The sequence below is a fragment of the Algibacter amylolyticus genome, from assembly GCF_014202225.1.
In the GTDB taxonomy this organism is placed as follows: domain Bacteria; phylum Bacteroidota; class Bacteroidia; order Flavobacteriales; family Flavobacteriaceae; genus Algibacter_B; species Algibacter_B amylolyticus.
Genome location: NZ_JACHGE010000002.1, coordinates 39,812 through 64,919, shown reverse-complemented (window position 1 = coordinate 64,919; position 25,108 = coordinate 39,812). Strand labels below are relative to the sequence as shown.

Here is a 25,108-nt window from a genome sequence, read left to right as displayed (position 1 = left end):
AATGTTTTACCACTCTCTTTTTTTATTTAATTCATCTAGCGCTTCCAATTCTTTCTTTGAAATAACCTTTAAAAAAGAAGGATGTTGTTCTATAGCGTATTCTATTTTTTTCACAATATCATCAAAAGATTCATTCTCATAGTCAATGTCTAAAGGCTTCTTTATTTCAAACGATTGTAGGATGTTTTTCTTTTTAATTCGTAACCCTTTTTTATCAAAAGATCTTCTAAAACCATCAATAACTATAGGAACTACAATAGGTTTGTATTTTTTAATAATATGAGCAGTACCTTTCCTTACTGGCTTAAACGGCGTGGTTGTACCTTGCGGAAAAGTAATTACCCAACCATCATCAAGAGCTTTACCAATACTAGAAATATCACTCATTTTAACTTGGCGCTTTACATCCTTACCTTCAGATCGCCATGTGCGCTCAATACTAATAGACCCCATATAAGCCAAAATTTTAGGTAATAATCCCGCTTTCATGGTCTCTTTAGCCGCAACGTAATAGATATTTAATTTAGGGTTCCAGATGTAACCTAAGTTTTTAATTGAATCTGTACGACCACTTAAACTCGCATTAAACACATGAAACATAGCAACCACATCGGCAAAATAAGTCTGGTGATTAGAAATAAACAAAACGTTAGTATCTGGTAAATCTTTTATGATTTCAGACCCTTCAATTTGCAACTCATTAAACCCTCTAAAACGTCTATGCGTTAAAGCTCCAAAAAGTCTAATTAGCCATTTTTTTAAAAACAATATATGTCCGAATGGATTTTTTTTAAATAATCCCATAAATCTTGCTTCAGGTTTTGTTAGTAAGTTACTTAATTTATATAATATTCCGATTACAAATGTAATAAAACTACCATACTACAAAAGTTGTTTTAGCAAGTCTTTAATTTCACTAAGCATCATTGCGGTTGCTCCCCAAACTATATAATCATTTAATTTAAATGCAGGCACCTCTACTTCAACACTATAAGAGGTTTTTACTTTTTTTAAAATTAGTGAACGCTCATCTAAAAAATGTTCTAAATCGACCTCTATAACGGCCTCAACTTCGTCATCTTGCTTAATAAACTGCGGTGTATTTTCTGTAATTCCAATAAAAGGCTGCACATAAAAATTACTTGGAGGAATATAAACTTGAGATATTTTTTTTACGATTTGAACGGTTTCGGTTTGCACACCAACTTCCTCGAAAGTTTCCCTTAACGCAGTATCCTGCAGTGTAGCGTCTTGGTTTTCTAATTTACCACCAGGAAATGCTATTTGTGCAGAATGTACGCCTTTATAAGTATTTCTTAATATTAAAACGAACTTAGTATTTTCAAATTTATCTGGATAAAACAATGCCAAAACACCCGCTTGTTTAGCCTTTTTAATTGCTTTTTCTTGCTTTTTTAATACCTCTTGCCGAAAAGGTGGTACCATTTTAAAGTGAGAAGCTTCGGCTGGTAGCGGTATATTTTTTATTTTTGAAACTGATTTTAAAAATTCTTCAAACCTCATAGTCTATGCGCGCCGTATTATTTTTCTGTTTTTTTGCTGCTTTTCTGAATTGTGAAGATAAACAAACTAAAAAGAAAAATACACCTAAAACCGAGGTTGAAAAACCAATTAAAAAAGTCGTTGAAGAAGATTCTAATGAAGAACCAGAACGCGAGTTCCCTAAGCTAAACTCTAGAAGCGCTATGGAATTCTTTTTGGAATACGACAAACACCACAAAGAAAACAAAGTACGGCTAACAACAGATTTCGGAGAGATTGATATCCTGTTATACAACGAAACCAAGTTTCATCGCTCTAACTTTATTTGGCTAACAAAACAAGGCTATTTTAACGACACGCAGTTTTATAGAGTTATAGATAATTTTATGATACAAGGCGGAAATAGCGACGATGTTAAAACGGCTAGAAAGCGTGGCTACATTGGAAAATACTTACTACCACCAGACACTAAACGTGGTTTTAAACACGACCGTGGTGTTATTTCTATGCCTAGTAGCGATATTAGAAACCCACATAAACTAGCCTCGCCTTACGAGTTTTTTATTGTATGCCAAAAAGGGGGCGCTCACTTTTTAGACGGCGATTACACTATTTTTGGTCACGTTACACGTGGTATGAATGTGGTTGATAAAATTGCAGCCGTTGAAACCGACGATGGCGATTGGCCAGCACAAAACATTTATATTAAAAAAGTGGAAATTATTGATTGAGGGAAGACGGAAGTGAGAAGGGTGAAGACCGAAGACGGAAGACGGGAGACAGAAGCTTGAAGACGGGAGATGGAAGTTTGAAGACGGAAGTTGAAAGATTGGAGATGCCTAACATTTGTTAATTAATTTTGCTAAAAGCACTACTAAACAATCACACTTTATCAGAATAAATTCTAGGCAATGCTATTTTAAATTTAACGGCTAGCAGCCTTGTTACTATAACTACAATTCCTGCAATAACAAAAACATAATTGTACTGTATTGGAAATTCGCGCAACGCAAAATACGTAACACCTCCCAAAATACAGGCTGTGGCATAAATTTCCTTTCTAAAAATTACGGGTATTTCATTACAAAGTATATCGCGAATTACACCTCCAAAACTAGCTGTCATGGTACCTAAAGCAATACATATTATAGGGTGTAACTCTGCGTTAAGGCCTTTTTCTATACCCACAACAGTATATAAACCAATACCAATAGTATCAAACAAAAACAGGGAGGTTCTTAAATAATTAATCTTACTTCTTAACAAAATAGCAAACACCGAAGACCCTAAAATAACATAAGTATATGTAATGTCTTTCATCCAACCAACGGGTGTATTTCCAATGAGCAAATCGCGTAATGTACCACCTCCTACTGCCGTAACAAAGGCAATAATAAGAATACCAAATAAGTCCATACGCTTATTAATAGCTATTAACACGCCCGAAATAGCAAAAGCTATTGTTCCTAAAATATCTATGGTGTAAAACATTTATTTGTATTGGATGTAAAATTTTATTTCTACTTAAAAATATTAATTATAGTTACTGTTTGCGTTAGGGATTGAGGCATTTTTGTTGAAGCTCTTTTTGTGTTGTTGCACATATGCAACACAAAAAAGCGACTACCGAAAAGCCCGACCCTTGTGGTAACGCCCTAAAAATGAATTTAGTTTTCTTAATATTAGATCCGGAGACTATGCTCGGGATGTGTGATTCGGACACTTTTTTAAAAATAAAAAGTGGTTTACTAACTACATACTCTGAGTATAGAAATTATAATCCTTTAAAATAACATCGATAAACTCTACGTCGTTGCTCTGGATTACAGTTTTTATACCTACTACTTCTATAATTTTTTGACGTAATTTAATTAGCGTTTGATAATCGCGAGCAACTCGGGCCACCTGAAAGGTTTCTTTTATTATTCGGGCGTCGTTATCGGACAATTTAATTACGTTAGGGTACGTAGGCTTGTAATTATCTTTTAAATTTTCGAGAATAGTATGACTAATATTTACATTGTTTTTTAATGCTATTACCGCTGTTCCGGCAGCCATATCGCCAATACGTTGGGCTTTTTTATTAAATAGCATAACGAAAAAACCGAGTCCGAAAATATAAACATCGACAATTCTAAAAAACCAACGCACCACATAATCTGAAAATGAGGCTTGATATCCATCTATTTTTACAACTCTTATTTTTAATATGCGTTTGCCAATGGTTTGCCCTTGTAAAACAGACTCTAACACCAAAGTATAGAGCATTACAGGGAAGCTAAGCACTGTATTTATGGCTATTTGCGACCATTGATCCATATTATCGAAGGCTCCAAAAGTCCAATTTAAAACTAACATATAGCCAATTTTAATAGCCATATCTATAATAAAAGCCAATAAACGCTCGCCAGCTCCTGCGGCATTGAACGTTATTTTTACATTTTGAGTCGTGTTAATTTGTAACTCTGACATTTTATATTTTAATTTATCAAATATATGAGAGAAGTTGCATTTATCAAGCAAAATAAGGAAAAATGGTTGAGTTTTGAAAAAGCAATCGTTAATAATGATTTTGATAATCCCGATGAATTGGCTTCGCAATACATTCATGTTATTAACGATTTGGCTTACGCACAAACCTACTACCCTAAAAGTAAGGTTATTGCGTATTTAAATCAGCTATCGGCAAACGCTTACCAGAAAATTTACAAAACAAAAAGTACAGATACCAATAGAATTATTGAGTTTTGGAAAACCGAGGTGCCCTTAATTTGCTACCAATACCGAAAATTTATTTACATCGCTTTTATTATTTTTTCTGTATTTACCTTTATTGGAGCTATATCGGCAGCTAACGATGGGGAATTTGTGCGCTCAGTTTTGGGCGACAACTATGTAAATATGTCGTTAGAAAATATTGAAGCCGGCGACCCTGTAGCGGTTTATAAAAGTGGGAGTAATTGGGGCAGTTTTATTGGCATAACCATAAACAATTTAAGAGTTGGTATTATCGCCTTTGTTTTAGGTGTATTTTTAGGCATTGGCACCCTTTATATTATGTTTAAAAACTGTATTATGTTAGGCTCTTTCCAATATTTCTTTTACGATAAAGGTGTATTTTGGGAAAGTGTTCGAGGTATATGGATACATGGCGCCATGGAAATTTTTGCTATAGTAATTGAGTGTGCAGCGGGTTTAATTTTAGGTGCAAGCATTTTGTTTCCGGCAACACATTCTAGATACACTTCTTTTAAACTGGGTGCAAAAACTGGTATTAAAATTTTAATTAGCACCTTTCCTTTTACTTTTGCTGCTGGTTTTTTAGAGGGATTTATTACCCGATACTCTAACATTATGCCGCATTGGTTATCGGTTGCTATTATTTTAATTACGCTTAGTATTATTAGTTATTACTATTTAATTTATCCGTTTAAAATACAAAAACAAATTACTAAAACCCCAAATTTAAGTCTGTCTCATATTTGAAAACAAAACACCTACATATCTTAATTTTACTATGTCTTACAACTTGTATTTTTCAGGTATCGTTTGGATTAAACCCTACGCAAACGCCAGAACATATTAGAACTTTTGATGACGACTTTAAATCCCGTTACAACAGCAGCAAATATAATTACGAAGGTGATGAAGTGGTCTCGAAAACACCAACGGGCTCTGGTGAGTATGAAGATTATAAAAACGGGGACGTAAAAAGAGAAGAACAAAATAACACAGATGCTTTTAGCTTAAATCTGGGGCCGCTTTCTTGGTTGTTTTACATAGCCATTACGCTTGCTGTGGTATTTTTAGTTTACATTTTACTTAACGAAGGAGGTACAGGTTTATTTACATCAAACCGAAATAAAGCCATTAACACATACAACGAAATAACAGCCGAAAATATTGAAAACGCCGATATTAACACCTTAATTAAAAATGCTGAAAACGATAAGGATTACCGACTAGCTATTCGATATTATTACCTATTGGTTTTAAAAACACTAAGCCTAAAAAACCATATAAAATTTGAGGACGATAAAACCAACAACGAATATTTAAACGAGGTAAGCAACCAACCCTTTAGTAAAGATTTTGAGTACACCTCGTATTTGTACAATTACATTTGGTATGGCGAATTCCCGCTAAACCTAGACAAATATAATAAGGCTAAAGGGAATTTTTCTAACTTTTTAAAACAGGTAAATTAATGAAAAAGATACTGCCTGTTATACTTATTCTTGTGTTGCTAGTTATTACAGCATCGATTGTTATTGGTGTAAAACGCACCAAAGTGGTGGATTGGGAAGAGTCTTTTGATGAAAAAAGCAACAAACCTTACGGTGTTAGCGTACTTTATAAGGAACTCCCTGAATTATTTAAGGATTATAAAGTAAGAACGGTTTACCACCAACCATCGAGTTACTTAAGTGCCAATTCTGAAGATGGCTATGGCGAACATGTAGCGCAAGGAAATTATATTATTATTGGAAATTCTGATTATTTAGAAGACGATTCTATTGATGAGTTACTAAGTTTTGTTGATGCCGGTAACACCCTATTTCTTTCGGACTATTACTTTCCTCAAAAACTTCATGACACACTAGAGGTTAGTGTTAAATACATTGACAATGAAACCGATAGTATTTCAGTTTTATCATTAAAACATTTAAACATACCGGAGATAACGCTCGATAGAAATGTAAGCGACCAATATTTTTCTGATTTCGATTCTATAAATCACTCCGTGTTAGGATATTCTAAAATAGATTACAAGCACCCTAACTTTTTACAGGTGCCCTTTGGAGATGGCACTATTTATTTGCATTTAGAGCCTAAAATATTTACAAATTATCATCTTTTAAAAGAAGACCGCTACCAATATATTGAAGGCGCACTGTCGTATTTACAAGATAACGATGTGTATTTTGACTCGTATACCAAAATACAAACAGGTTACGATGGCGATGTTGAGCAGGAATCGAATCTGGGTTGGTTTTTAGAGCAATTATCCTTTAGATGGGCTTGGTTTACGGCTATCGTATTTGGTATATTATTTATGATTTTTAACGCGAAACGCAGACAGCGTATTATTAAAATAGTTAAACCGTTGCAAAACACAACAGTGGCATTCGTTAAAACAGTATCCAACTTATACTTTGACACTAAAGACCATAAAAATTTAATCGATAAAAAAATAACGTACTTTTTAGAAAAAATTCGTCACGATTTAAATTTAAACACCGATGTTTTAGACGAGCAATTCGCCGAAAAACTAGCTGCTAAAACCGGAAAAAAATTGGACGACATTAAAAAGCTAGTAAACTATATTAATTTAATGCGAGCTAAAAATGAGTTTTTTGAAGAAAATTTAATAAAGCTCAACAGACATATTGAAGCATTTTACACCAAATAATTATGGACGAGAATAACGAACAACTAGAACCACAAAACACACCAATTCAGCCAGAAGATGCATTATCGTCTATTGATAGTAGTGCGTTGAACACTAATGAAGATTTAACATTTAAAAACCGCTTAGATTTATCGGAACTTCAAGAAAGTGTTGAAAAAATAAAGCTAGAGGTGGGTAAAATTATAGTTGGCCAAAAGGATATGGTAGATATGCTTATTGCATCGCTACTAGCCAAAGGACACGCGCTTATTGAAGGGGTCCCTGGTGTTGCAAAAACGGTAACAGCCAAATTATTAGCAAAGTCTTTAAGCGTTGGGTTTAGCAGAATACAATTTACGCCAGACTTAATGCCAAGTGATATATTAGGAACTTCGGTTTTTAATCTTAAAGATTCGGAATTCGAATTTAAAAAGGGTCCTATTTTCTCTAACATGATTCTTATTGACGAAATTAATAGAGCACCTGCAAAAACTCAAGCCGCCTTATTTGAGGTTATGGAAGAGCAGCAAATTACTATTGATGGCAATAAATTTAAATTAGATTCGCCCTTTATGGTTTTAGCAACACAAAACCCTATAGAACAAGAAGGTACTTACAGATTACCCGAAGCTCAATTAGATCGATTTTTATTTAAAATAGATGTTGACTACCCTAATTTAGAAGAGGAAATTGAAATTTTATCGCGCGAGCATGCCTTAAGAGATGGCGTTAAAACCGATAAAATAGAATCCTTTTTAACGGCTAAGCAAATAACAGAATATCAAAATTTAGTAACCCAAGTTTTAGTTGAAACGCATTTACTAAAATACATTGCACAACTAATTGTAGCCACACGAAGCAATCAGTTTTTGTATTTAGGTGCTTCTCCAAGAGCATCCATAGCCATTTTAAAATCGAGTAAAGCATTTGCAGCCATGAGCGGCAGAGATTTTGTTACACCCGAGGATATTAAACGTGCAGCTGTACCTGTTTTACATCATAGAGTTATTGTAACTCCAGAGCGCGAAATGGAAGGCGTTTCTAGCAAACAAATTATTAAGCAAATTATTGAAACGGTAGAGATACCACGTTAATAGTGTTCAGTCGCAGTCGCAGTTTTCAGTCTTACTCAAACGTAACAACTAACAACTAACAACTAACAAATTTGAAACTTTTCAAACCCTTCTACATACAACCGCGTTTTTTCTATGCTGGCATTGCCATTGCGGTTTTGTTTGCATTAAGTTATTTTATTCCAGTTTTATTTAATGTTGCGCAACTATCTATTTTAGTTTTAATCTTACTTTTTATCATAGATTTTCTAATTGTTTTCATGGGTAAACATAAAATTGATGCCATAAGAAATCTGCCTGATAAATTTTCGAATGGCGATAAAAATCAGATTCATATTGATATCACTAACAATTACCCATTTACCATTTATCTTGAAGTTATAGATGAAGTGCCCGAGCAATTTCAAATAAGAGATTTTAAAATTAAAGAATCTGTATCTTCTCGTAAAACTAGAAGCATTGAGTATCATTTAAAACCAACCGAACGCGGCGAATATTATTTTGGCGATTTAAATGTATATGCATCATCAGTTTTAAATTTAGTGGCTAAACGCTTCACTTTTAATAGCGGTGCCATGGTACCAACCTACCCAAGCTTTAAACAATTAAAAAAGTTCGAGCTTTTAAACATCAATAAAAACTCGTTAGAATATGGCTTAAAAAAAGTACGCCGACTTGGTCATTCCATGGAGTTCGAGCAAATTAAAGATTACGTTTTAGGCGACGATTTACGTACCATTAACTGGAAAGCTACGGCCAAGAAAAACCAGCTAATGGTAAATCAGTTTCAAGACGAAAAATCGCAACCCGTTTATTCCATTATCGACAAAGGCCGTATTATGAAAATGCCTTTTAACGGCTTAAGTCTTCTAGATTATGCCATTAATGCGACCTTGGTAATGAGCAATGTGGTTTTAAAAAAGCATGATAAAGCTGGTATGTTGTCGTTCTCTAAGCGTATTGAAAATGTTGTAGTTGCCGAAAGGCGCAGTTCGCAAATGCAACTCATACTAGAAGCGCTATATAATGTTAAAACAGATTTTTTTGAAAGCGATTTTAGTCGTTTATACGCCAGCATCAAACGCCATATTACCCAACGTAGTCTTATTTTAATGTACACCAATTTTGAAACTTTAGATGGTTTAGAGCGTCAACTACCCTATTTAAAAGCCATTTCAAAAAGTCATTTATTAGTGGTTGTATTTTTTAAAAACACCGAACTTAATAACCTTATAAACAACAAAGCCGAAACTATCGAGCAAGTTTACGATAAGGTTATTGCCGAAAAATTTGCCTTCGAAAAACGCCTTATTGTAACCGAGTTAAAAAAATATGGTATTTATTCCATTTTAACCACACCTGAAAATTTAACCATAGACACCATTAATAAATATTTAGAAATTAAGGCGCGTGGCTTACTATAAAATTTAATTAATGGGCGCCTGCCTGCCGGCAGGCAGGTTACCACACCCTTCGACTACGCTCAGGACAGGTGGTCGGGCTTTCCAATACAAGTCCTCGCTCTCCCGATAACAATCGGGAGCGCTGTGGGCTTTCCTTTTCAATCCCTAACGCACACATTTGCCAACCAACTGTTCTAACATAGGCTTAAAGACATATTTGCTTAGTTCTGTTAAAATTATTAATGCTATTTTTGAGGCTTCAAATCAATATTTTATTAAACCTTAGTTTATGCCATATCAAGAAACCTTTATTGAATTCTGGGAACAAGTAAAAGAAAGTTACCAAGAAGGTCGTTTTGCCAAATTAACCTTGGCTAAAACCATTGGTAAACCTAACTTAAAAAACATATTTGTTAGACCTTTGTCTTCCGATAAAAGCCTAAAAGTTTTAGTAAAATTACGTTACCAATCACGAGAGACCGAAGATGAGGAAAGTGAACTTACGCTAGATGAGGCTTTCACTTTTTTAAAACCCTACCTTAAAACTCATTTTTCGTCTGTACTTTTATTTACAACAACCAAAGATGTTATTTTAAAAATCAACAAAAAAGGCGTAGGAAAAATCACCGAAAACGCACCTACATTCCAAAATGTTATTATAGCTGAAAGTGGTGTATAACCATTCAGAACGTAATTTAAAGATTTTTTATAGTAAAGCTATATAGCTTTAAATAACATACGCTCACACCTCTCATTTTTCTTTATATCCTACATATTTCACTATAAAATCCACAATGGGTTTAGGTTCTTCTAAACTGTGTGGATGATGCCCAACGCCTTCTTTTTTAATTAATTCAATATGCCCTCCTGCTTCTTTATATTTTTCGGCTAATAAGGCTGTATTTTCTTTATAAGGTACGGCTTCATCCATATCACCAAACACATGCAAAACAGGCACACCAGCTTTTGCAAGTTGTACACTATTATTAATTGGAATATTTTTAAACGTCCTAACCGAAATGGTATCTAAACTATAGGCATTTAAACAGGTTTTCCAAGCTTTAGCATTGCCTTTTCCTTTAAACATACCTCCAGGCCAGCTTTTTATATCGCAAACAGGAGCATCAGCATAAATACAGAAAACCTTATCTGTGTTTTGCGAAGCCCAATTATAAACTATTAATCCGCCACGGCTCATCCCTTCTAAAACAGTTTTTTCATTTAGGTTATACTCCGAAACACAAAATGCATAAAAATCATCCCACAAGTCTACTGCTTCTTGGTTTCCAAATAAGTTGGCCACATCTACATAAACCAAGTGAAACCCTTTTTCTAACAATGCCTTGTCTACTTGCGGTTCTGTACCCCAAAATCTTGCTCTCCAAATCCAGAGATTGTCTTCGTGTTTTTTATTAGGAAATACAATTTTAGCAGCATGCCCTTGAAATGAAAACTCTTTCATTTCATATTTACTAAATGTTTTATCGTTCTCACTTCGGAAAGATGACAACGTAATTAAAATTATAAATAGGACTAAAATGGTTGTTAATTGCTTCATTCTTGTTTTTCTTAGTTTAAAAAATGCTAATGCTTCCGCTGAAATGAAATCGTTTTAACACTAAAACAGCTTCACATTTTGTGGCGATAATGATGAAAAACGAATGTACCTGAAAATTTTAATAAAGTCAAATTATCAATTACAAAGACACCATTTTTTTTGCAGTTAAAAAGTTCAATTAGGTCATTAATACAATAATAAAGTCTTCAATTTTATAGAAAATGACAATTCATCATATAGAAATTACAGTTCGGTAACATCAATTATAAAAACCTCATTTCATGTTAGATCTTTGGAGTGTAAAACAAATAAAACCATATATTATGAAAGCTTTAACTTTAATCATCGCATTAGTATTATCAGTAACTTTTAGTAACGCTCAAGAAACCAAAAACGGCAAAAGTATTACCGTAATTATTGAAAATATTAAAAACAATAACGGAACTATTATGCTATCGCTGCATAATGAAACCACTTTTATGAAAGGTCGTGGCATTCAAACGGTAGAAAGTAAAATAGTTGATGGTAAAGTAAAAGTAACTTTTAATAATGTAGAAGCAGGAACTTATGCTATTATGGCGTTACACGACGAAAACGAAAATAAAAGAATGGATTTTCAAGATACTGGAATGCCTAAAGAATCTTATGGTGTATCTAATAATGCAATGAGTTTTGGACCTCCAACATATAGCAAAGCAAAATTTAAAGTTAGTACAGAAGATTTAGAAATGGACATCATGCTCTAAGTTTAATTTATACTTAATACATATAAAAAAAACAGCTATAAGTTTTACACTTATAGCTGTTTTGGTAAATAAAAATATTAATTACTTATTGCCTTAATATCCTGGGTTTTGTAATAATTCGTCAACTAGATTAACTTGAGATGTTGGCAAAGGGAATAAATAGTTATCCCTTGAAAAATTACGGATTGATGCTGGCTGAACAATTACAGCTCTTCTTTCACCAACACCCGTTTCTGCTACGCCTTCTCCATATCCATAAACTTCGGGCTTATAGATATCAGTATTGTTCTCGTATACAGTACCTTCTATAACCGCACCAAAAATGGTTTCACCCAATTCAGCTTCGGCTAAACCCCAACGTTTAAGATCGTTAAATCGAGTTGCTCCTTCTGCATATAATTCAATGGTACGCTCTCTTCTTATCTCGTTTAGCATATCTAAGTTGTTTGCAGCTACAAAAGCATTGGTTAAAGCTGGTAAACCTGCTCTATCCCTCACTAAATTGATAGACTCATTAAGTTGTCCGTCAGTAATGGCACCGTTTAACTCATATAACGCTTCGGCATACATTAAGTATACTTCTGCAAGGCGAATATGTGGCATATCATAACTCTCAGTTTGGGTAGCTCTATAAGCCTCATCTGTTCCCCATTTCCAGCTCATAAATTTGGAATTAAAATATCCAAATTTGTTGGTACCATCTAATCTTAATTCAGGATCGTTATTAATAGTTGGAATTACACCTAAGAATTTATGATTGGTAAAATACGCTCTCATTCTTAAATCTCTGTTTTGAAACTCATCTTCTGGATTAGTGTACCCTGCGAATCCACTTAATGGTTTATCAATAGGTAAACCAGACGTAGTTAAAAACATGTCCATCATTTTTCTACTAGGCTTTGTTCTACCTTGGTAAACATGACTTACTAAAGTTCCTGCTCGTCTAAATGTAAAATCGAATTTACTATAAAAGATAAATTCTTTATTAGTTGCTTTATCTAAACCAGCTGGGTTAGAACCTGAACCTTCTAAATTGAATAAGAAGTTGTGGCTTAAATTGTCAAGAACATCGTTGTAATTCCAAAGTTCATAACCGCCTTGGTCCATAACTGTTTTAGTTAGAGTAACAACTTCTTGTAAATAAGGTTCTATTTTAGATGGATCGTAGCCTTCGCTTCCTGCTCCTTCAGATACACCATCACCGTCTGTAGTTGTACCAACGTTTTTCATCCATGTAGCTTCATGTAACAAAACATCAGCTTTAAATGCCATAGCAGCCCATTTACTAATTTTTCCTTTATCATCAGAAGCAATATCTTGTTCTCTAGGTAAACCAGCAATTGCATCGTCTAAATCTGTTATGATTTGTGCAACGACTTCATATCTACTATTTCTTGCTGCATAAAGCTCTTCAGAGTTTTCAGTAAGTGGTTCTGTAATTAATGGAACACCCCCAAATCGTTGTACTAAAAAGAAATACTGCCATGCTCTATGGAACTTAGAGGCAGCTACGTATTCTACGATACTTTCTTCACCAGTATAGTTTTCTGCTCTAGCAATTAAAAGATTAATATCTCTAAGAGCTTCATAAGTGTCAGAATAATAATCATCATTCGCTTGAGCTTGAATTAATCCTCTACTGTAAATTTGCATTTCACTATCCTCATCATAGCCAATCAAATCCGATCCATGATCAGAATAAATACCTTGATCTTTCCAATCTAATAAATATGGATAAAACCTATTTGTTGCTGCTTTAAAATGTTCAGCTTCGGTGAAATAAACTTCATCAGTAATTTCAGCTGGAGGTGTTAAATCTATAAATTCTTCTGCGCATGATGCTAAAAACACCATCATACACGGTAATATTATATATCTTAATTTTTTCATTTGTATAGAATTTAATTATTCGTGTTCTTCTTAAATAGATAATTTTAAGCCCAATGCCCAAGTACGCATAAACGGATAAGCACTTGCATTTGTGTTAGCCTGAAATTCAGGGTCGTAACCATCTTTTACTGTGGTTAATTCAAATAAATCGTTTCCAGAGAAATAAACGCGACACGTATTTATTGGTGTGTTTCCTAATTTTAGACCTTTAATATTATAACCAATAACTAAAGACTTAAGTCTTAGGTAACGGTTATTTTGAAGGATATGATCCTTAAATTGGTAGTTCCATTTAGATAATCCACGTTGGGTAGTTAATCTAGGAAATTCTGCGTTACGGTTTTCTTCCGTCCAAGTTCTACCTAACCATGTGTTAGATTGGTTTTGCCATTCCGCTTGGAAAGGTTGTGCAAAAAATCCAGTTCTGTATACTTGCTGCTCTAAAGTACCTTGAAAAAACGCACTTAAATCCCAGTTTTTATACTTAACGTCAAAATTTATACCATATACATAGTGCGCTGCGTTATCGCCTTGGTAAGTTAAATCGTCTTCATCTAACTTGCCATCGCCACTAGAATCAACAACTCTCATATCTCCTGGTCGTAAGGCATCGTTAGATGTTTGCGACGGTAAAATACCACCTGGCTGCAAGCTTGCGTAATATGCATCTACTTCGGCTTGAGAATCAAAATAGCCGTTTGTTTCATATAAATATAACGAGTTAATAGGCCTTCCTAAAATATTTTCAGATTCTGAAGCTTCATTTAATCCGGCAACTACAGATTGAGCTCCAACATATTTAGTAATTTCATTACGAGTATCACTTATATTAGCACTTACCGTATATTCGAAATCATCAATTTGATCTCTCCAACCTAACATAACTTCCCATCCGTTAGTCTGTAATGTACCAATATTAGTAAAAGGTGTAGCAGTACCTAATATGTCTGGTGTTATACCTCTAACAAGCATTCCTTTATTATCTTTTTGGAAGAAATCTAAAGAACCAAATAGTTTAGAGTTAAACATTCTAAAGTCTAAACCAATTTCTTTGGTTGCAATGCGCTCCCATGTTGTAGTGCTACTAAATAAACTACTTGCACGAGAAGTTACTTGCTGACCAGCATCTGTTTGTCCAAATACAGTGTTACCAAAACCTACTGTTGATAAGTACCCGAAATTACCAATTCCAGATGTACTACCTAATTCACCATAACCACCTCTAAGTTTTAGGAAAGAGATAATCTTGCTATCTTGTAGAAACTCTTCAGAGCTTAATACCCAACCGGCAGAAACACTTCCGTAATTAGACCATTTTGCACCTTCAGCAAATCTTGACGATCCATCACGTCTACCTTGTAATTCTAATAAGTATTTACTTTTATAATCGTAATTTACACGACCAATATATCCGTAGAAGCCCCAAGTATTACCACCACCTTCTGTAGTAATTTGTTGGTCTGTTGCACCTAAATCTAAATCATAAACACCATAGTCTACAAATCCATTTCTTCTTGCTCTTAAACCATTACTTGTGTTTTTCTCAGCTTCAATTGCTACAAGCCCAGAAACGTTATGGTCTCCAAAGGCGTTACTGTAGTTTAAAGCAGCCTTGTAGTTTTTATATGTAATAGTTCCTGTTTCTTCTTCAATAAATGAAGTAGGATTAACTTGACCTGGCGCTACATCGCCATACCAGTTGTAAGTCGGCACGGTTAACTCATAAGTCTGATCTTCTGAGTGTTGTTTACTAAGTGCATAAGATCCAGAAACATTTAACTCATCAGTTATTTTGTAAGTAGCTATTGTTGCTATTTTAAATTGTTGGTTCTTGTCATTTGTACGACCACCATCAATGGCATTAGCAACGGAGTTTTTTCCACCGCCAATATTACCACCAAAATTACCGTAGTATTGTCCAAGAAGATTATACGTAGGGAACAATGGAGCATCATAAGTAATAGCTTCACTATCTACACCGCCTGAAGGACCAGAATAAATATTATCAAAATAGGTTACATTAGTATTAATGTTCAATCTTTCGCTAATATCAACGTTATAATTTAAAGAGAAATTATATCTATCTACACCATCATCAGCTACTAGTAAACCTCCAATATTTTGATCGTAACCTGCAGAGATACGGAAATTAGAGTTTTCAGTACCACCAGAAACACTAATATTATGTTGGCTAGAGTATGAGTTACCAAACATTTCGTCAAATCTAGGAGCGTTTCCTAAATAAACACTTCCGTTAATTGGTAAGTCATAAATACCTTCTTCTCCGTTAGCAATTCGTTGTACAGTTGCACGGTCGCTCCAAAAGAAATAACGAGGAGGTTTGCTTGAAGCAATATCCTCATCTACTGCTGCTAAATAAAGTTGTCCGTATTCTGACATAGATGGCGATGGAGGACGAATACCAATAGTTCCCATACGGAACACAGAACTTATATCAACTTTAACATCTCCACGACCTTTTTTAGTAGTTACTAAAATAACACCACCAGCGGCACGAGAACCATATACCGATGCCGAACCACCTTTAAGGACACTTATACTTTCAATATCATTCGGGTTCATATTATTAAAAGAATCTGAATTTATCGAAGGTACACCATCAATAACAATAAGTGGGTCGATACCATTAATAGAAGACGCTCCCCTAATTAAGAAGTTAACACCTTCGTCTCCTGGTCTAGATGACGAACGTGTAACTGTTAAACCTGGAGTTCTACCTTGAAGCGCTAATGCTGGACTACCTTGAGCTAAATCGGCAAAAGCCTCAGCTTTAACTTGTTCTACAGAACCGGTAAGAGTCTCTTTTTTCTGAGTACCATATCCAACAACAACTACTTCATCTAAAGCAGCAATATCAGATTCTAATGTTACATTAATAGTAGATTGGCCACCTACCGGAACTTCTTTAGTTACATATCCTATATATGAGAATACTAAAACAGCATCATTTGATGGTACAGCAATAGAATAATTACCATCAAAATCTGTTACCGCTCCTGTGCTTGTACCTTTTACTAATACATTTACACCAGGAATCCCCATATTATCATCGGCACTTACAATGGTACCTGTAATGGTCTTGTTTTGCTCAATAGAAGCAGCATACATATTTGATGATGCACTCATTGTTAGAAAGCCCATTATCCAAAATAGACTCGCAAAAATTTTCAGTTTTAACTGATTAAGTTTAGTCATAAATTTCTTTTTAAATGTTATATTATTTGTTTAGTAGTTACTTACTTCCAAAACTAATATCTATTCAATGTATAACATATAAACTATGATTCAATAGATATAAAATAGTATTCATTTAGCGACAAATACAGCTTATCAGCACCGTTTAATAGTATTTTTTATTTAGGTTTTTTCTTATAAATATCCATACCCAAATAAATTATAACCGATAATTAACACCTATAATCGAATTAAAAAAAATAACGCAGTTTAAGAATGGGATTAAATTACAAATGACTAACCATTAAAGACTAAAACAAAATGTTACATTTAATAACATAAATCTATTGAAAAAGCAGACCGATAAGCAAAAAAAAGTGACCCATTAAGATCACTTTTAAGTGTGTTTTTTTTTAAGAGTACTTAAGTTATACCTGAATACAGTTAAAACTTAAAGCATAATTATTAATCGTACTTTCTTTTATTAAACCAGTTACCTATAAAGCTTAAGTTAAGCGTTATTTTATGAAAATTTTCTTGAACTAAACTATTACTTGTAGATCCTTCTCTACCATAAGAATACGATATATTTAGTTTAGAATGGTTAGACATAGGCAAACCTAAACCAACAGATGCAAAGTAACTATCAATTTTTTGGTTAGAGATATTTAAAAACCCGGTATTATAGTTTAAACCAAACCTATATTTAACCAAGCTCCAATACTTATTTTTATCGGTTGGTAAATACTCTGCACCAAAAGCATAAATATCTTGGTTATTATAACTCTCGTTATTTTGAACCTGATTGGTATTATCCCAATACAGCTTGGTAAAATCGAAGCTAGTAGTTAATGAGCTGTTTAGCTTTGTTGTTAACCCTAAACCAAATGTTAACGGCAATTCGAAATCTTCCAAATCACTTTCAACATTTTCATCTATAAGTACTTTAGTTCCTCCTACCGATGTTTTATACGAGTTGCTAACCTGATCGCCTCCTAAATTAGCAGGCAATTCTAGAATAGCACCTAATGTAATTTCTTTATTAGTGTTTTTAATAAGGTTATACTGCACCCCTGTTTTAAGTTTAAAACCGCGATAATAATTAACATCTGTAATGTTTACAAAGGAGTCGTAATACAAATTGGTTTCTTGGTTTACAGACCCAAAAAGATAAGATAAATCTACCCCAAAGGATAGCTTATTAAAAACCTGAACACCACTAGACAGGTAAAACTTATTTAATCCGCCAGAACCAGTTACTCTAGAAATATAAGTATCTGTTGAGCCTTCAATAGGGTTTTCGAAATCTATATCGTAGCCCACTTTAGTATATGGTAATAGCCCAAAACTCATTCCTACATTTTTGGTAATAGGAAACGCCATAACGGCATGCGACATATTAAAATCATAAGTAGTATCGCTTATATTATTGGTTTTTAGCGTAGAGTATACACCGTTTATACCAAACTCATATAAGAACGTTTTTTGCTGAATGTTACCTAAGCTAGCTGGGTTTATTAAATTTATTTCTCCTGAATTGTTTTGAGATATCCCTGTGTTTCCTAATCCTGTTAATCCTCCTGTAGCTGTTTTATTTTCTACCCCTAATCCAAATAACGAATATGGCGTACTCGTATCATTTTGAGAAAAACATGATGGTATAACAACTATTAATACTAGTAGTGTTTTTATTTTATACATTTAAAAGGCTATTTAATAATTTAAATAAGTTACGCTTAGCTTAATATTGTCGTTGTTTTCATTAAGGTTATCAATTATTAATGCATCAACAACGCTATTATAGTCTTCAAATTGAATCATGATAGCATAATCCAAATCGAATTCAGAATTCCATATCATTTCAACAAAACCACTCATATCAATGCTGTAATAGGTGTTTTCATCAAACTCATTATCGGCTTGATTTAAAACGGCTAAACTTGCGTTGGAATCTAAATCGGTAAGCTGACTAACAATTCTGTTTTGACCATCAACAACATAAACCAAAAGCGATTCCTTTAATGGCTTTGATGCATCGTAACTTCCTTTTAGAGGTTTAAAAGTTAGTTCTGCATTTAGAGCTGCACTTTCATTAGAGAGTGATTTTAAATCTTTTACCGTAGGCATTTCAATTCTAGCCGAAATACCGGTACCAGCTTGCGCAAATATTAATTGATTAGTATCATCACTAGAAATTGTTGTACCTGTTGTAGAAAGACCACTAATAGTTGTGTTATCTAAATTGGCCGAAATACTATTAAATTGCATACTTGTATTTGGAATAAAGAAATCTATAACCTGGTCGTTACCCTCACTACTATCACTTATATTTTCGGTATAAAAAATTCGCATTGAGGTATTATCGATTAAATCGGAATAGGATTTAAAATTAAAACCTAATACATGGCTGTTGGTTGTAGCGTCTGGTATTACTGTTAAACCATTAAAATATTGAACAAAATCGTCGGTAGTATTAATTTCATTATCTCTAATTTTATTGAAAATCTCTTCACCTATATTCGTGTTTAAAGCAATATAAATAGAATCTGTAGCGCTATTAGGCCTTGGAGTAAATGTTACTTCCCCTAGAGCTTCTTCATCATACTTAAGTTTAGAGGTGTTATAAAAATCATCATCTTCCACTGGTTCAAAAAATTCTAATAAACGATGTACTTTATAGGTTTGCGGTTGCAACGTATCACCATAATAATAGGTGTCGTAATTTAAAACCAACCCAATGGAATCGTAAACTGCGTTTGTACTAATGGAAAAATCTGAATTATTAACTTGAAAATACGTTTGTGCAGTTAAATTCCCTAAATATTCATCTTTTAAATGTCCTAATAGCATACGGCTAGTGCCCGATGTAATTAGCGAGTCTATTTTATAAGTAGCCGCCTTAATTGAAAACGTATCGACTATAACTATATTTATATCATTATCAATAAAATCGGTACCTACCGGATAGTTATTTACCTCTTCACTACAAGAAAACATAAATAATAAACTAAAAACACTTATCAAAAATAACTTCATTATCCTTTTTTAAGGAGCTAAACTATTGGTAGTACAATCTAAAAACACAGCATAATAGACTAATCGAGGTTTTTTATAGACGAAAGTGTAAATGTTATGTTAAAATATTAATATTCAACACATTAAACACGTCATAGATATAAACGGGCGTAACATAGACAAAAAGTACATGTTGGTCTATTTTGTGGTGTTTTAAAACCAAGTAGCTTCTAGATTTGCCCCGTATTTAACTAAGAATTAATTATAAATATAAACAGTAACAATAATGAATGTAATAAAAAAGAGCAGCATTTTAGGTCTTGCAATCCTATCCGTTTTATCTGTTGGATGCAGTAGTGATGATGAGGATTCTGATGAGTATGGAAACTGGGTAGAAAGTTCATCGTTTGATGGAGATTCTAGAGGAAACGCTGCAAGCTTTACTATAGGCGACAAAGGTTATTTAGTAACAGGTTATGATGGTGACGACTATTTATCTGATACCTGGGAGTACAATTCTGAAGGCGATTATTGGATACAAAAAGCCGATTTCCCCGGTACTGCGCGTAGCGGAGCTGTAGGTTTTACCATTGATGGTAAAGGTTACATAGGTACAGGATATGATGGTACCGATGAGTTAAAAGATTTTTGGGAGTACAACCCGGATACCAACCAATGGACACAAAAGGCAGATTTTGCAGGTACTGCAAGGTATGGCGCCATAGGTTTCTCGGTAAACGGTTACGGTTATATTGGTACAGGCTACGATGGTAGCGAGCAAAAAGATTTTTACAAATACGATGCTAGTACAGATTCCTGGGAACAAGTTGTTGGGTTTGGTGGTCAAAAACGCCAAAATGCATCGGTATTTGTTATAGATGATATCGCCTATATAGGCACTGGAATACACAATGGTAGCGTGGAATACGATTTTTACTCTTTTGATGGTACAACCTGGACTAGCTTAACCGATTTGGATGACGACGACGATGAGTACATAACATTTACAAGTAGCGTTGCTTTTTCTTTAAACGGAAAAGGTTACTTAACCACCGGTATTAGCGGTTCTATTACCAATGTTTGTTGGGAATACTCACCACTTTCCGATACTTGGGAAGAAGTGCCTGAATTTGAAGGCTCGTCTAGAAAAGATGCATCGGCTTTTTCTTTTGATACTAAAGCATTTGTATTAATGGGAAGAAGTAGTAATTATTATTTTGATGATGTTTGGGAGTTTAGACCAGACGAACTAGAAAACGAAGATGATTAATAGTAGGTTTGATTAATGTTGATAATAAGGTTAAACTAGACATACAATTTGTGTTATAAATTAAAGCCTGTTTAACCTTATTTCTTTTATCAAAACAATAACACTTCTTAGCATTTTATTAAGAATAAAGCGCCTTAGTTTTGAACAAATATTTAATATTGAGTCAGTTTAAAAAGATACCTTCAACAGTTATCCATATTCTTATATGGATAATTTTTTTGGTTATAATGGGCAGCCAAATTTATTTTAAAATCGGTATCATCCCGAAAGACTTCTTAATACGATCTAGTCTTTTAATATCTGCCTTTTATCTTAATTACAGTTTACTAGTACCGCATTTATTATTAAATAAAAAAACAACGCTTTTTTTTATTGTGCTATTTGCTTTTGGCCTGTTCTATATATATATAATAGAGACCATTTTACCAAAACCAAATTTTGTGCCACCCAATAATTTTCATAGACTAGAAAATCACAATTTAAGGCCTAACCATCAATCGCCATTTCTTATCAATTTTAGAGGCTTTTTTCCGTCTGGAGGCCTATTATTATTAATTTTCGCACTAAGTACAAGTATAAAATTAGGTTTAGAATGGTTTAAATCTGAAAAGGAACGTATTGAAATTGAATCGCAAAAAGTAAACTCTGAGTTATCGTTTTTAAAAGCACAACTTAATCCGCATTTTCTATTCAACTCACTAAACAGTATTTATTCGTTAGCCCATAAACAATCAAAAAACACAGCAAATGCCATTGTTATTTTGGCAGATTTAATGCGTTATATGATTTATGAAGCCAATAAAGACCTAGTGCCTCTAGAAAAAGAAATCGATTATATAAGGAATTACATGTCGCTTCAATTACTTAGGTTAAAAGATTCTAGCAATGTAAAAATTAATATACATGGTAATTTAAACTTTAGTATCGAGCCCTTGCTATTAATTTCATTTATTGAAAACGCTTTTAAATACGGAACAGATTTTAAAGGCAATACTAATATTTTAATAAAAATCACTATTGAGGACGCCTTGTTAAAACTATATGTGCAGAATTCTGTATCGCACCAGCAGCAAAAAACAGAAAACTCTGGTGTTGGATTGCAAAATATTAAAAACAGACTAAATCTCCTCTACCCCAACCAACATACCATTGCTATTAAAAGTGAGCAAAACAGTTACGAAGTTAATTTGATTTTAAAACTAAAAAACCTATGATAAGCTGTATTATTATTGATGACGAACCACTCGCTTTAGAGTTATTAGAAGATTTTATTTCAAAAATATCCTTTTTAAATTTAGTGGCTACATGCTCTAACGGATTCGAGGCTACCAACATATTACATACACAAAAAATAGATTTAATATTTACAGATATTGAAATGCCTAATTTTTCGGGAATCGATATTATAAAATCTTTAGAGTATAAGCCACACTTTATTTTTACCACCGCTTATTCACATTATGCCGTTGAAGGTTTTAACTTAAACGCTATAGATTATTTAGTAAAACCAATACCCTTTCATAGATTTTTAAAAGCAGCAACAAGAGCATTAAATATAATAACCGAAAAAGTAGAACCAACACCCACCATAATTGAAAAACCAAGTAACGAACCGGAATATATTTTTGTAAAATCGGAATACGAAAACTTAAAAATTAATGTTAACGAAATAAAATATGTTGAAGGTTTAAAGGATTATATTAAAATACATACAGCAAACAAAAAACCTATTTTAACTTTAAACAGCCTTAAAAATTTTGAAGAAAAATTGGGGTTATCCAATTTTATTCGGGTTCATAAATCGTACATAGTATCCATAAGCCACATTCACTCGGTACAACGTAATCGCATAATTATAGACGAAAAATGGATACCAATAGGCTTTAGTTACAAAAACGACTTTATCAAAAAAATTAACTGTTAGTGCTACTTTCATCCCTTTAACTTTTTACAATAAAAAAAGCGACCTTAAAATAAGATCGCTTTAATAGCTAGTAATCAAAGTTGTAAATTGTAAAAACCAACTATTTATTTAGACGGTTTCATTTAACCAAGCTTTCATCATCCAAACAGTTTTTTCTTGTTCAGTAATAAAATCACTCATCATTGAGTTTGTTCCTTCATCATTTGCATCTCCTGCTTTTTCTAAAAGTGCTCTTTCAATACTTAAAAGCTCGGTAAGCGATTCAACTATTAAACGTACTGCTTTTTCATCTTCCGAAATATTTTTTCCAACAGGAACTCTTGCCTTAGCCGAATAATCTTCGAAAGTATGTAACGGCGTTTCACCTAAAGTTAATATACGTTCGGCAATTTCATCTACCTTCATATTTGCATCTGTGTACAACTCCTCAAATTTAACATGCAAATCAAAAAATCGCTTTCCTTTTATATTCCAGTGAATACCTCTTAAATTCTGATAATAAATCTGAAAATTAGCCAATAAACTATTTAAATCTTCAGCTAAACCTTTTGTCTTGTTGGTATCTAAACCAATACTATTTAATGTTGTCATAATCTTTGTTATTTTCTTACAACAAATTTAATTTATAATTAACACGTGTTTCAATAAGTTTTATTGATACTTTTTATATTTTTATAGCCTAAATTGATACTGATGACTATTACCCAATTATACTATGTTTTGGCTGTTGCCGAAAACCAAAACTTTACTAAAGCAGCCGAAAAATGCTTTGTTACGCAACCAACATTAAGCATGCAAATTCAAAAGCTTGAAGACCAGTTAGATGTTTTAATTTTCGACCGAAGCAAAAAACCTATTGAGCTTACCGAGGTTGGTAAAAAAATAGTAAATCAGGCTAGAAATATTGTAAACGAATCGTACCGCATACAAGATATCGTCGATCAACAAAAAGGATTTATTGGTGGCGAATTTAAATTAGGAATTATACCAACGGTTATGCCTACTTTATTACCTATGTTTTTAAAGAGTTTTATTAAAAAACATCCTAAGGTAAAACTTAAAATTGAAGAGCTAACTACCGAAGAAATTATAACAAGACTTAAAGATGGCCACTTAGATGCTGCCATTGCTGCAACACCTTTAGAGGATGACAACATTAAGGAACGAGTACTTTATTTTGAACCATTTGTAAATTACATACCAAAAGGACATCGCCTGCACACAAATGGTAAAATTGATGTTACCGATCTCGATATAGATGATATGCTTTTACTAGAAGATGGGCATTGTTTTAGAGATGGCGTTATTAACTTATGTAAAGTACTTAAAAATCAACCTGATGATAATTTTCAATTAGAAAGCGGAAGCATTGAAACGCTTATAAAATTATCGAACGAAGGGCTAGGAATGACTTTATTGCCATACCTACATACTTTAGATATTAATGAAACTGAAAAAGCCAATTTACATTACTTTAACGAACCTACACCTGCTAGAGAAGTAAGTTTACTGTATCATAAAAGCGAATTAAAAATGCAGATTATAGAAGCTTTGCAAGATGTTATTTCTGGTATTATTAGAGGCGCTATTGCATTTCAAAATGTAAAAATAATAAGTCCGTTACCTAAAAAATAAAAGATAAAAACCGCGTCCTAATTAACATCAATAACGATTTTAATATTAGGAAAATTTAAAAAAAAGCAAGACCTTTGCACCGTGAAAACAGCAGCACTTATATTCGCTTTATTCTTGCTTGTCAAGCCTATAATTCCAGTATTGGAATATGCTGCATTTTACGATTATATTAAAAATGAACTGTGTATAAACCAAGACAAACCAGAGTTAGCTTGTAATGGTAAATGTCACCTTAAAAAGGAATTAGCTAAAGCTTCAAATTCTGAAACAGGGAATGAAAACAGTCATTCTATCACGGCAGAACAATCTATAGTGTTCTTTCAAAACACAATTAATTATTATGATTTTGTTATTCTTAAAGAACAAAATCCAAAAATAAGCGTGTCATATAATGCGATATACAAATATCACTATATGAACTTTATTTTTCACCCACCTCTTACATAGTTTCTTCATAAAATAAGGGACTCAAAAAAAATCCAGAATAGTAAACTACTATCGTAT

23 protein-coding genes are annotated in these 25,108 nt (G+C 33.3%); 13 read left to right on the top strand and 10 right to left on the bottom strand.

Annotation, left to right across the window (positions count from 1 at the left end):
- Positions 1 to 6: 6 nt before the first annotated feature.
- Complete coding sequence (locus HNQ90_RS05310; protein WP_144116848.1) at positions 7 to 804, bottom strand: lysophospholipid acyltransferase family protein; 798 nt, start codon at positions 802 to 804, stop codon at positions 7 to 9.
- Between the two features lie 78 nt (positions 805 to 882).
- Entirely contained in the window at positions 883 to 1,524 is a 642-nt protein-coding gene (locus HNQ90_RS05305) for an NUDIX hydrolase (RefSeq protein ID WP_144116847.1), read from the bottom strand.
- 5 nt (positions 1,525 to 1,529) lie between these two features.
- On the opposite strand from HNQ90_RS05305, the gene HNQ90_RS05300 reads away from it, so the two are divergent.
- A complete protein-coding gene (locus HNQ90_RS05300; protein WP_144116846.1) occupies positions 1,530 to 2,234 on the top strand; it encodes a peptidylprolyl isomerase in 705 nt (234 codons plus the stop codon).
- Positions 2,235 to 2,385: 151 nt separating this feature from the next.
- On the opposite strand, the gene HNQ90_RS05295 is transcribed toward HNQ90_RS05300, so the two are convergent.
- The gene (locus HNQ90_RS05295) at positions 2,386 to 2,994 is read right to left on the bottom strand and encodes a trimeric intracellular cation channel family protein (RefSeq protein WP_144116845.1); all 609 of its coding nucleotides are present in this window, start codon (positions 2,992 to 2,994) and stop codon (positions 2,386 to 2,388) included.
- Between the two features lie 261 nt (positions 2,995 to 3,255).
- Positions 3,256 to 3,975 (bottom strand): RDD family protein, encoded by a 720-nt coding sequence (locus HNQ90_RS05290; RefSeq protein ID WP_144116844.1) that lies wholly within the window; start codon positions 3,973 to 3,975, stop codon positions 3,256 to 3,258.
- Positions 3,976 to 3,999: 24 nt separating this feature from the next.
- Between HNQ90_RS05290 and HNQ90_RS05285 the strand changes: the two genes are divergently transcribed.
- The 6 genes from HNQ90_RS05285 to HNQ90_RS05260 all read left to right on the top strand — a co-directional run bounded on the left by HNQ90_RS05285 (position 4,000) and on the right by HNQ90_RS05260 (position 10,050).
- On the top strand, positions 4,000 to 4,989 hold the full coding sequence (locus HNQ90_RS05285; protein WP_144116843.1) for a stage II sporulation protein M: 990 nt from the start codon (positions 4,000 to 4,002) through the stop codon (positions 4,987 to 4,989).
- Positions 4,986 to 5,711, top strand: a complete 726-nt coding sequence (locus HNQ90_RS05280; RefSeq protein WP_144116842.1) for a hypothetical protein — start codon at positions 4,986 to 4,988, stop codon at positions 5,709 to 5,711. The genes HNQ90_RS05285 and HNQ90_RS05280 overlap by 4 nt, the downstream gene beginning before the upstream one ends.
- Entirely contained in the window at positions 5,711 to 6,916 is a 1,206-nt protein-coding gene (locus HNQ90_RS05275; RefSeq protein WP_144116841.1) for a DUF4350 domain-containing protein, read from the top strand. The genes HNQ90_RS05280 and HNQ90_RS05275 overlap by 1 nt, the downstream gene beginning before the upstream one ends.
- A gap of 2 nt (positions 6,917 to 6,918) precedes the next feature.
- Positions 6,919 to 7,989, top strand: a complete 1,071-nt coding sequence (locus tag HNQ90_RS05270) for an AAA family ATPase (protein WP_172625887.1) — start codon at positions 6,919 to 6,921, stop codon at positions 7,987 to 7,989.
- Between the two features lie 71 nt (positions 7,990 to 8,060).
- Positions 8,061 to 9,392 carry a DUF58 domain-containing protein gene (locus tag HNQ90_RS05265; RefSeq protein WP_144116840.1) on the top strand — a complete coding sequence of 444 codons (1,332 nt, stop codon included), beginning with the start codon at positions 8,061 to 8,063 and terminating at the stop codon, positions 9,390 to 9,392.
- Between the two features lie 268 nt (positions 9,393 to 9,660).
- Complete coding sequence (locus tag HNQ90_RS05260) at positions 9,661 to 10,050, top strand: hypothetical protein (protein ID WP_144116839.1); 390 nt, start codon at positions 9,661 to 9,663, stop codon at positions 10,048 to 10,050.
- 72 nt (positions 10,051 to 10,122) lie between these two features.
- On the opposite strand, the gene HNQ90_RS05255 is transcribed toward HNQ90_RS05260, so the two are convergent.
- On the bottom strand, positions 10,123 to 10,929 hold the full coding sequence (locus HNQ90_RS05255) for an alpha/beta hydrolase family protein (RefSeq protein WP_144116838.1): 807 nt from the start codon (positions 10,927 to 10,929) through the stop codon (positions 10,123 to 10,125).
- Positions 10,930 to 11,252: 323 nt separating this feature from the next.
- Here HNQ90_RS05255 and HNQ90_RS05250 point away from each other — a divergent pair, with 323 nt between their 5' ends.
- The gene (locus tag HNQ90_RS05250; RefSeq protein WP_144116837.1) at positions 11,253 to 11,675 is read left to right on the top strand and encodes a DUF2141 domain-containing protein; all 423 of its coding nucleotides are present in this window, start codon (positions 11,253 to 11,255) and stop codon (positions 11,673 to 11,675) included.
- 93 nt (positions 11,676 to 11,768) lie between these two features.
- Here HNQ90_RS05250 and HNQ90_RS05245 read toward each other — a convergent pair whose 3' ends face one another.
- From HNQ90_RS05245 to HNQ90_RS05230, 4 genes are all read right to left on the bottom strand, one after another.
- Positions 11,769 to 13,565 carry a RagB/SusD family nutrient uptake outer membrane protein gene (locus tag HNQ90_RS05245; protein WP_144116836.1) on the bottom strand — a complete coding sequence of 599 codons (1,797 nt, stop codon included), beginning with the start codon at positions 13,563 to 13,565 and terminating at the stop codon, positions 11,769 to 11,771.
- Positions 13,566 to 13,595: 30 nt separating this feature from the next.
- Positions 13,596 to 16,712 (bottom strand): SusC/RagA family TonB-linked outer membrane protein, encoded by a 3,117-nt coding sequence (locus tag HNQ90_RS05240; RefSeq protein ID WP_183822291.1) that lies wholly within the window; start codon positions 16,710 to 16,712, stop codon positions 13,596 to 13,598.
- A 513-nt stretch (positions 16,713 to 17,225) separates the two neighbouring features.
- The gene (gene bamG / locus HNQ90_RS05235) at positions 17,226 to 18,461 is read right to left on the bottom strand and encodes a BamG family beta-barrel-assembly machinery protein (protein ID WP_144116834.1); all 1,236 of its coding nucleotides are present in this window, start codon (positions 18,459 to 18,461) and stop codon (positions 17,226 to 17,228) included.
- Positions 18,462 to 18,473: 12 nt separating this feature from the next.
- On the bottom strand, positions 18,474 to 19,796 hold the full coding sequence (locus HNQ90_RS05230) for a DUF4270 family protein (protein ID WP_144116833.1): 1,323 nt from the start codon (positions 19,794 to 19,796) through the stop codon (positions 18,474 to 18,476).
- 265 nt (positions 19,797 to 20,061) lie between these two features.
- On the opposite strand from HNQ90_RS05230, the gene HNQ90_RS05225 reads away from it, so the two are divergent.
- The 3 genes from HNQ90_RS05225 (at position 20,062) to HNQ90_RS05215 (ending at position 22,969) form a co-directional block, all read left to right on the top strand.
- On the top strand, positions 20,062 to 21,045 hold the full coding sequence (locus HNQ90_RS05225; RefSeq protein ID WP_144116832.1) for a Kelch repeat-containing protein: 984 nt from the start codon (positions 20,062 to 20,064) through the stop codon (positions 21,043 to 21,045).
- Between the two features lie 440 nt (positions 21,046 to 21,485).
- Positions 21,486 to 22,259, top strand: a complete 774-nt coding sequence (locus HNQ90_RS05220; protein ID WP_172625886.1) for a sensor histidine kinase — start codon at positions 21,486 to 21,488, stop codon at positions 22,257 to 22,259.
- A complete protein-coding gene (locus tag HNQ90_RS05215; protein WP_221279761.1) occupies positions 22,256 to 22,969 on the top strand; it encodes a LytR/AlgR family response regulator transcription factor in 714 nt (237 codons plus the stop codon). The genes HNQ90_RS05220 and HNQ90_RS05215 overlap by 4 nt, the downstream gene beginning before the upstream one ends.
- Positions 22,970 to 23,077: 108 nt before the next feature.
- On the opposite strand, the gene HNQ90_RS05210 is transcribed toward HNQ90_RS05215, so the two are convergent.
- Complete coding sequence (locus tag HNQ90_RS05210; RefSeq protein ID WP_144116830.1) at positions 23,078 to 23,560, bottom strand: Dps family protein; 483 nt, start codon at positions 23,558 to 23,560, stop codon at positions 23,078 to 23,080.
- Between the two features lie 102 nt (positions 23,561 to 23,662).
- Between HNQ90_RS05210 and HNQ90_RS05205 the strand changes: the two genes are divergently transcribed.
- Together HNQ90_RS05205 and HNQ90_RS05200 are read left to right on the top strand one after the other, a co-directional pair.
- Positions 23,663 to 24,604, top strand: a complete 942-nt coding sequence (locus HNQ90_RS05205) for a LysR family transcriptional regulator (RefSeq protein WP_144116829.1) — start codon at positions 23,663 to 23,665, stop codon at positions 24,602 to 24,604.
- Positions 24,605 to 24,685: 81 nt separating this feature from the next.
- Complete coding sequence (locus HNQ90_RS05200) at positions 24,686 to 25,051, top strand: hypothetical protein (RefSeq protein ID WP_144116828.1); 366 nt, start codon at positions 24,686 to 24,688, stop codon at positions 25,049 to 25,051.
- Positions 25,052 to 25,108 lie beyond the last annotated feature (57 nt).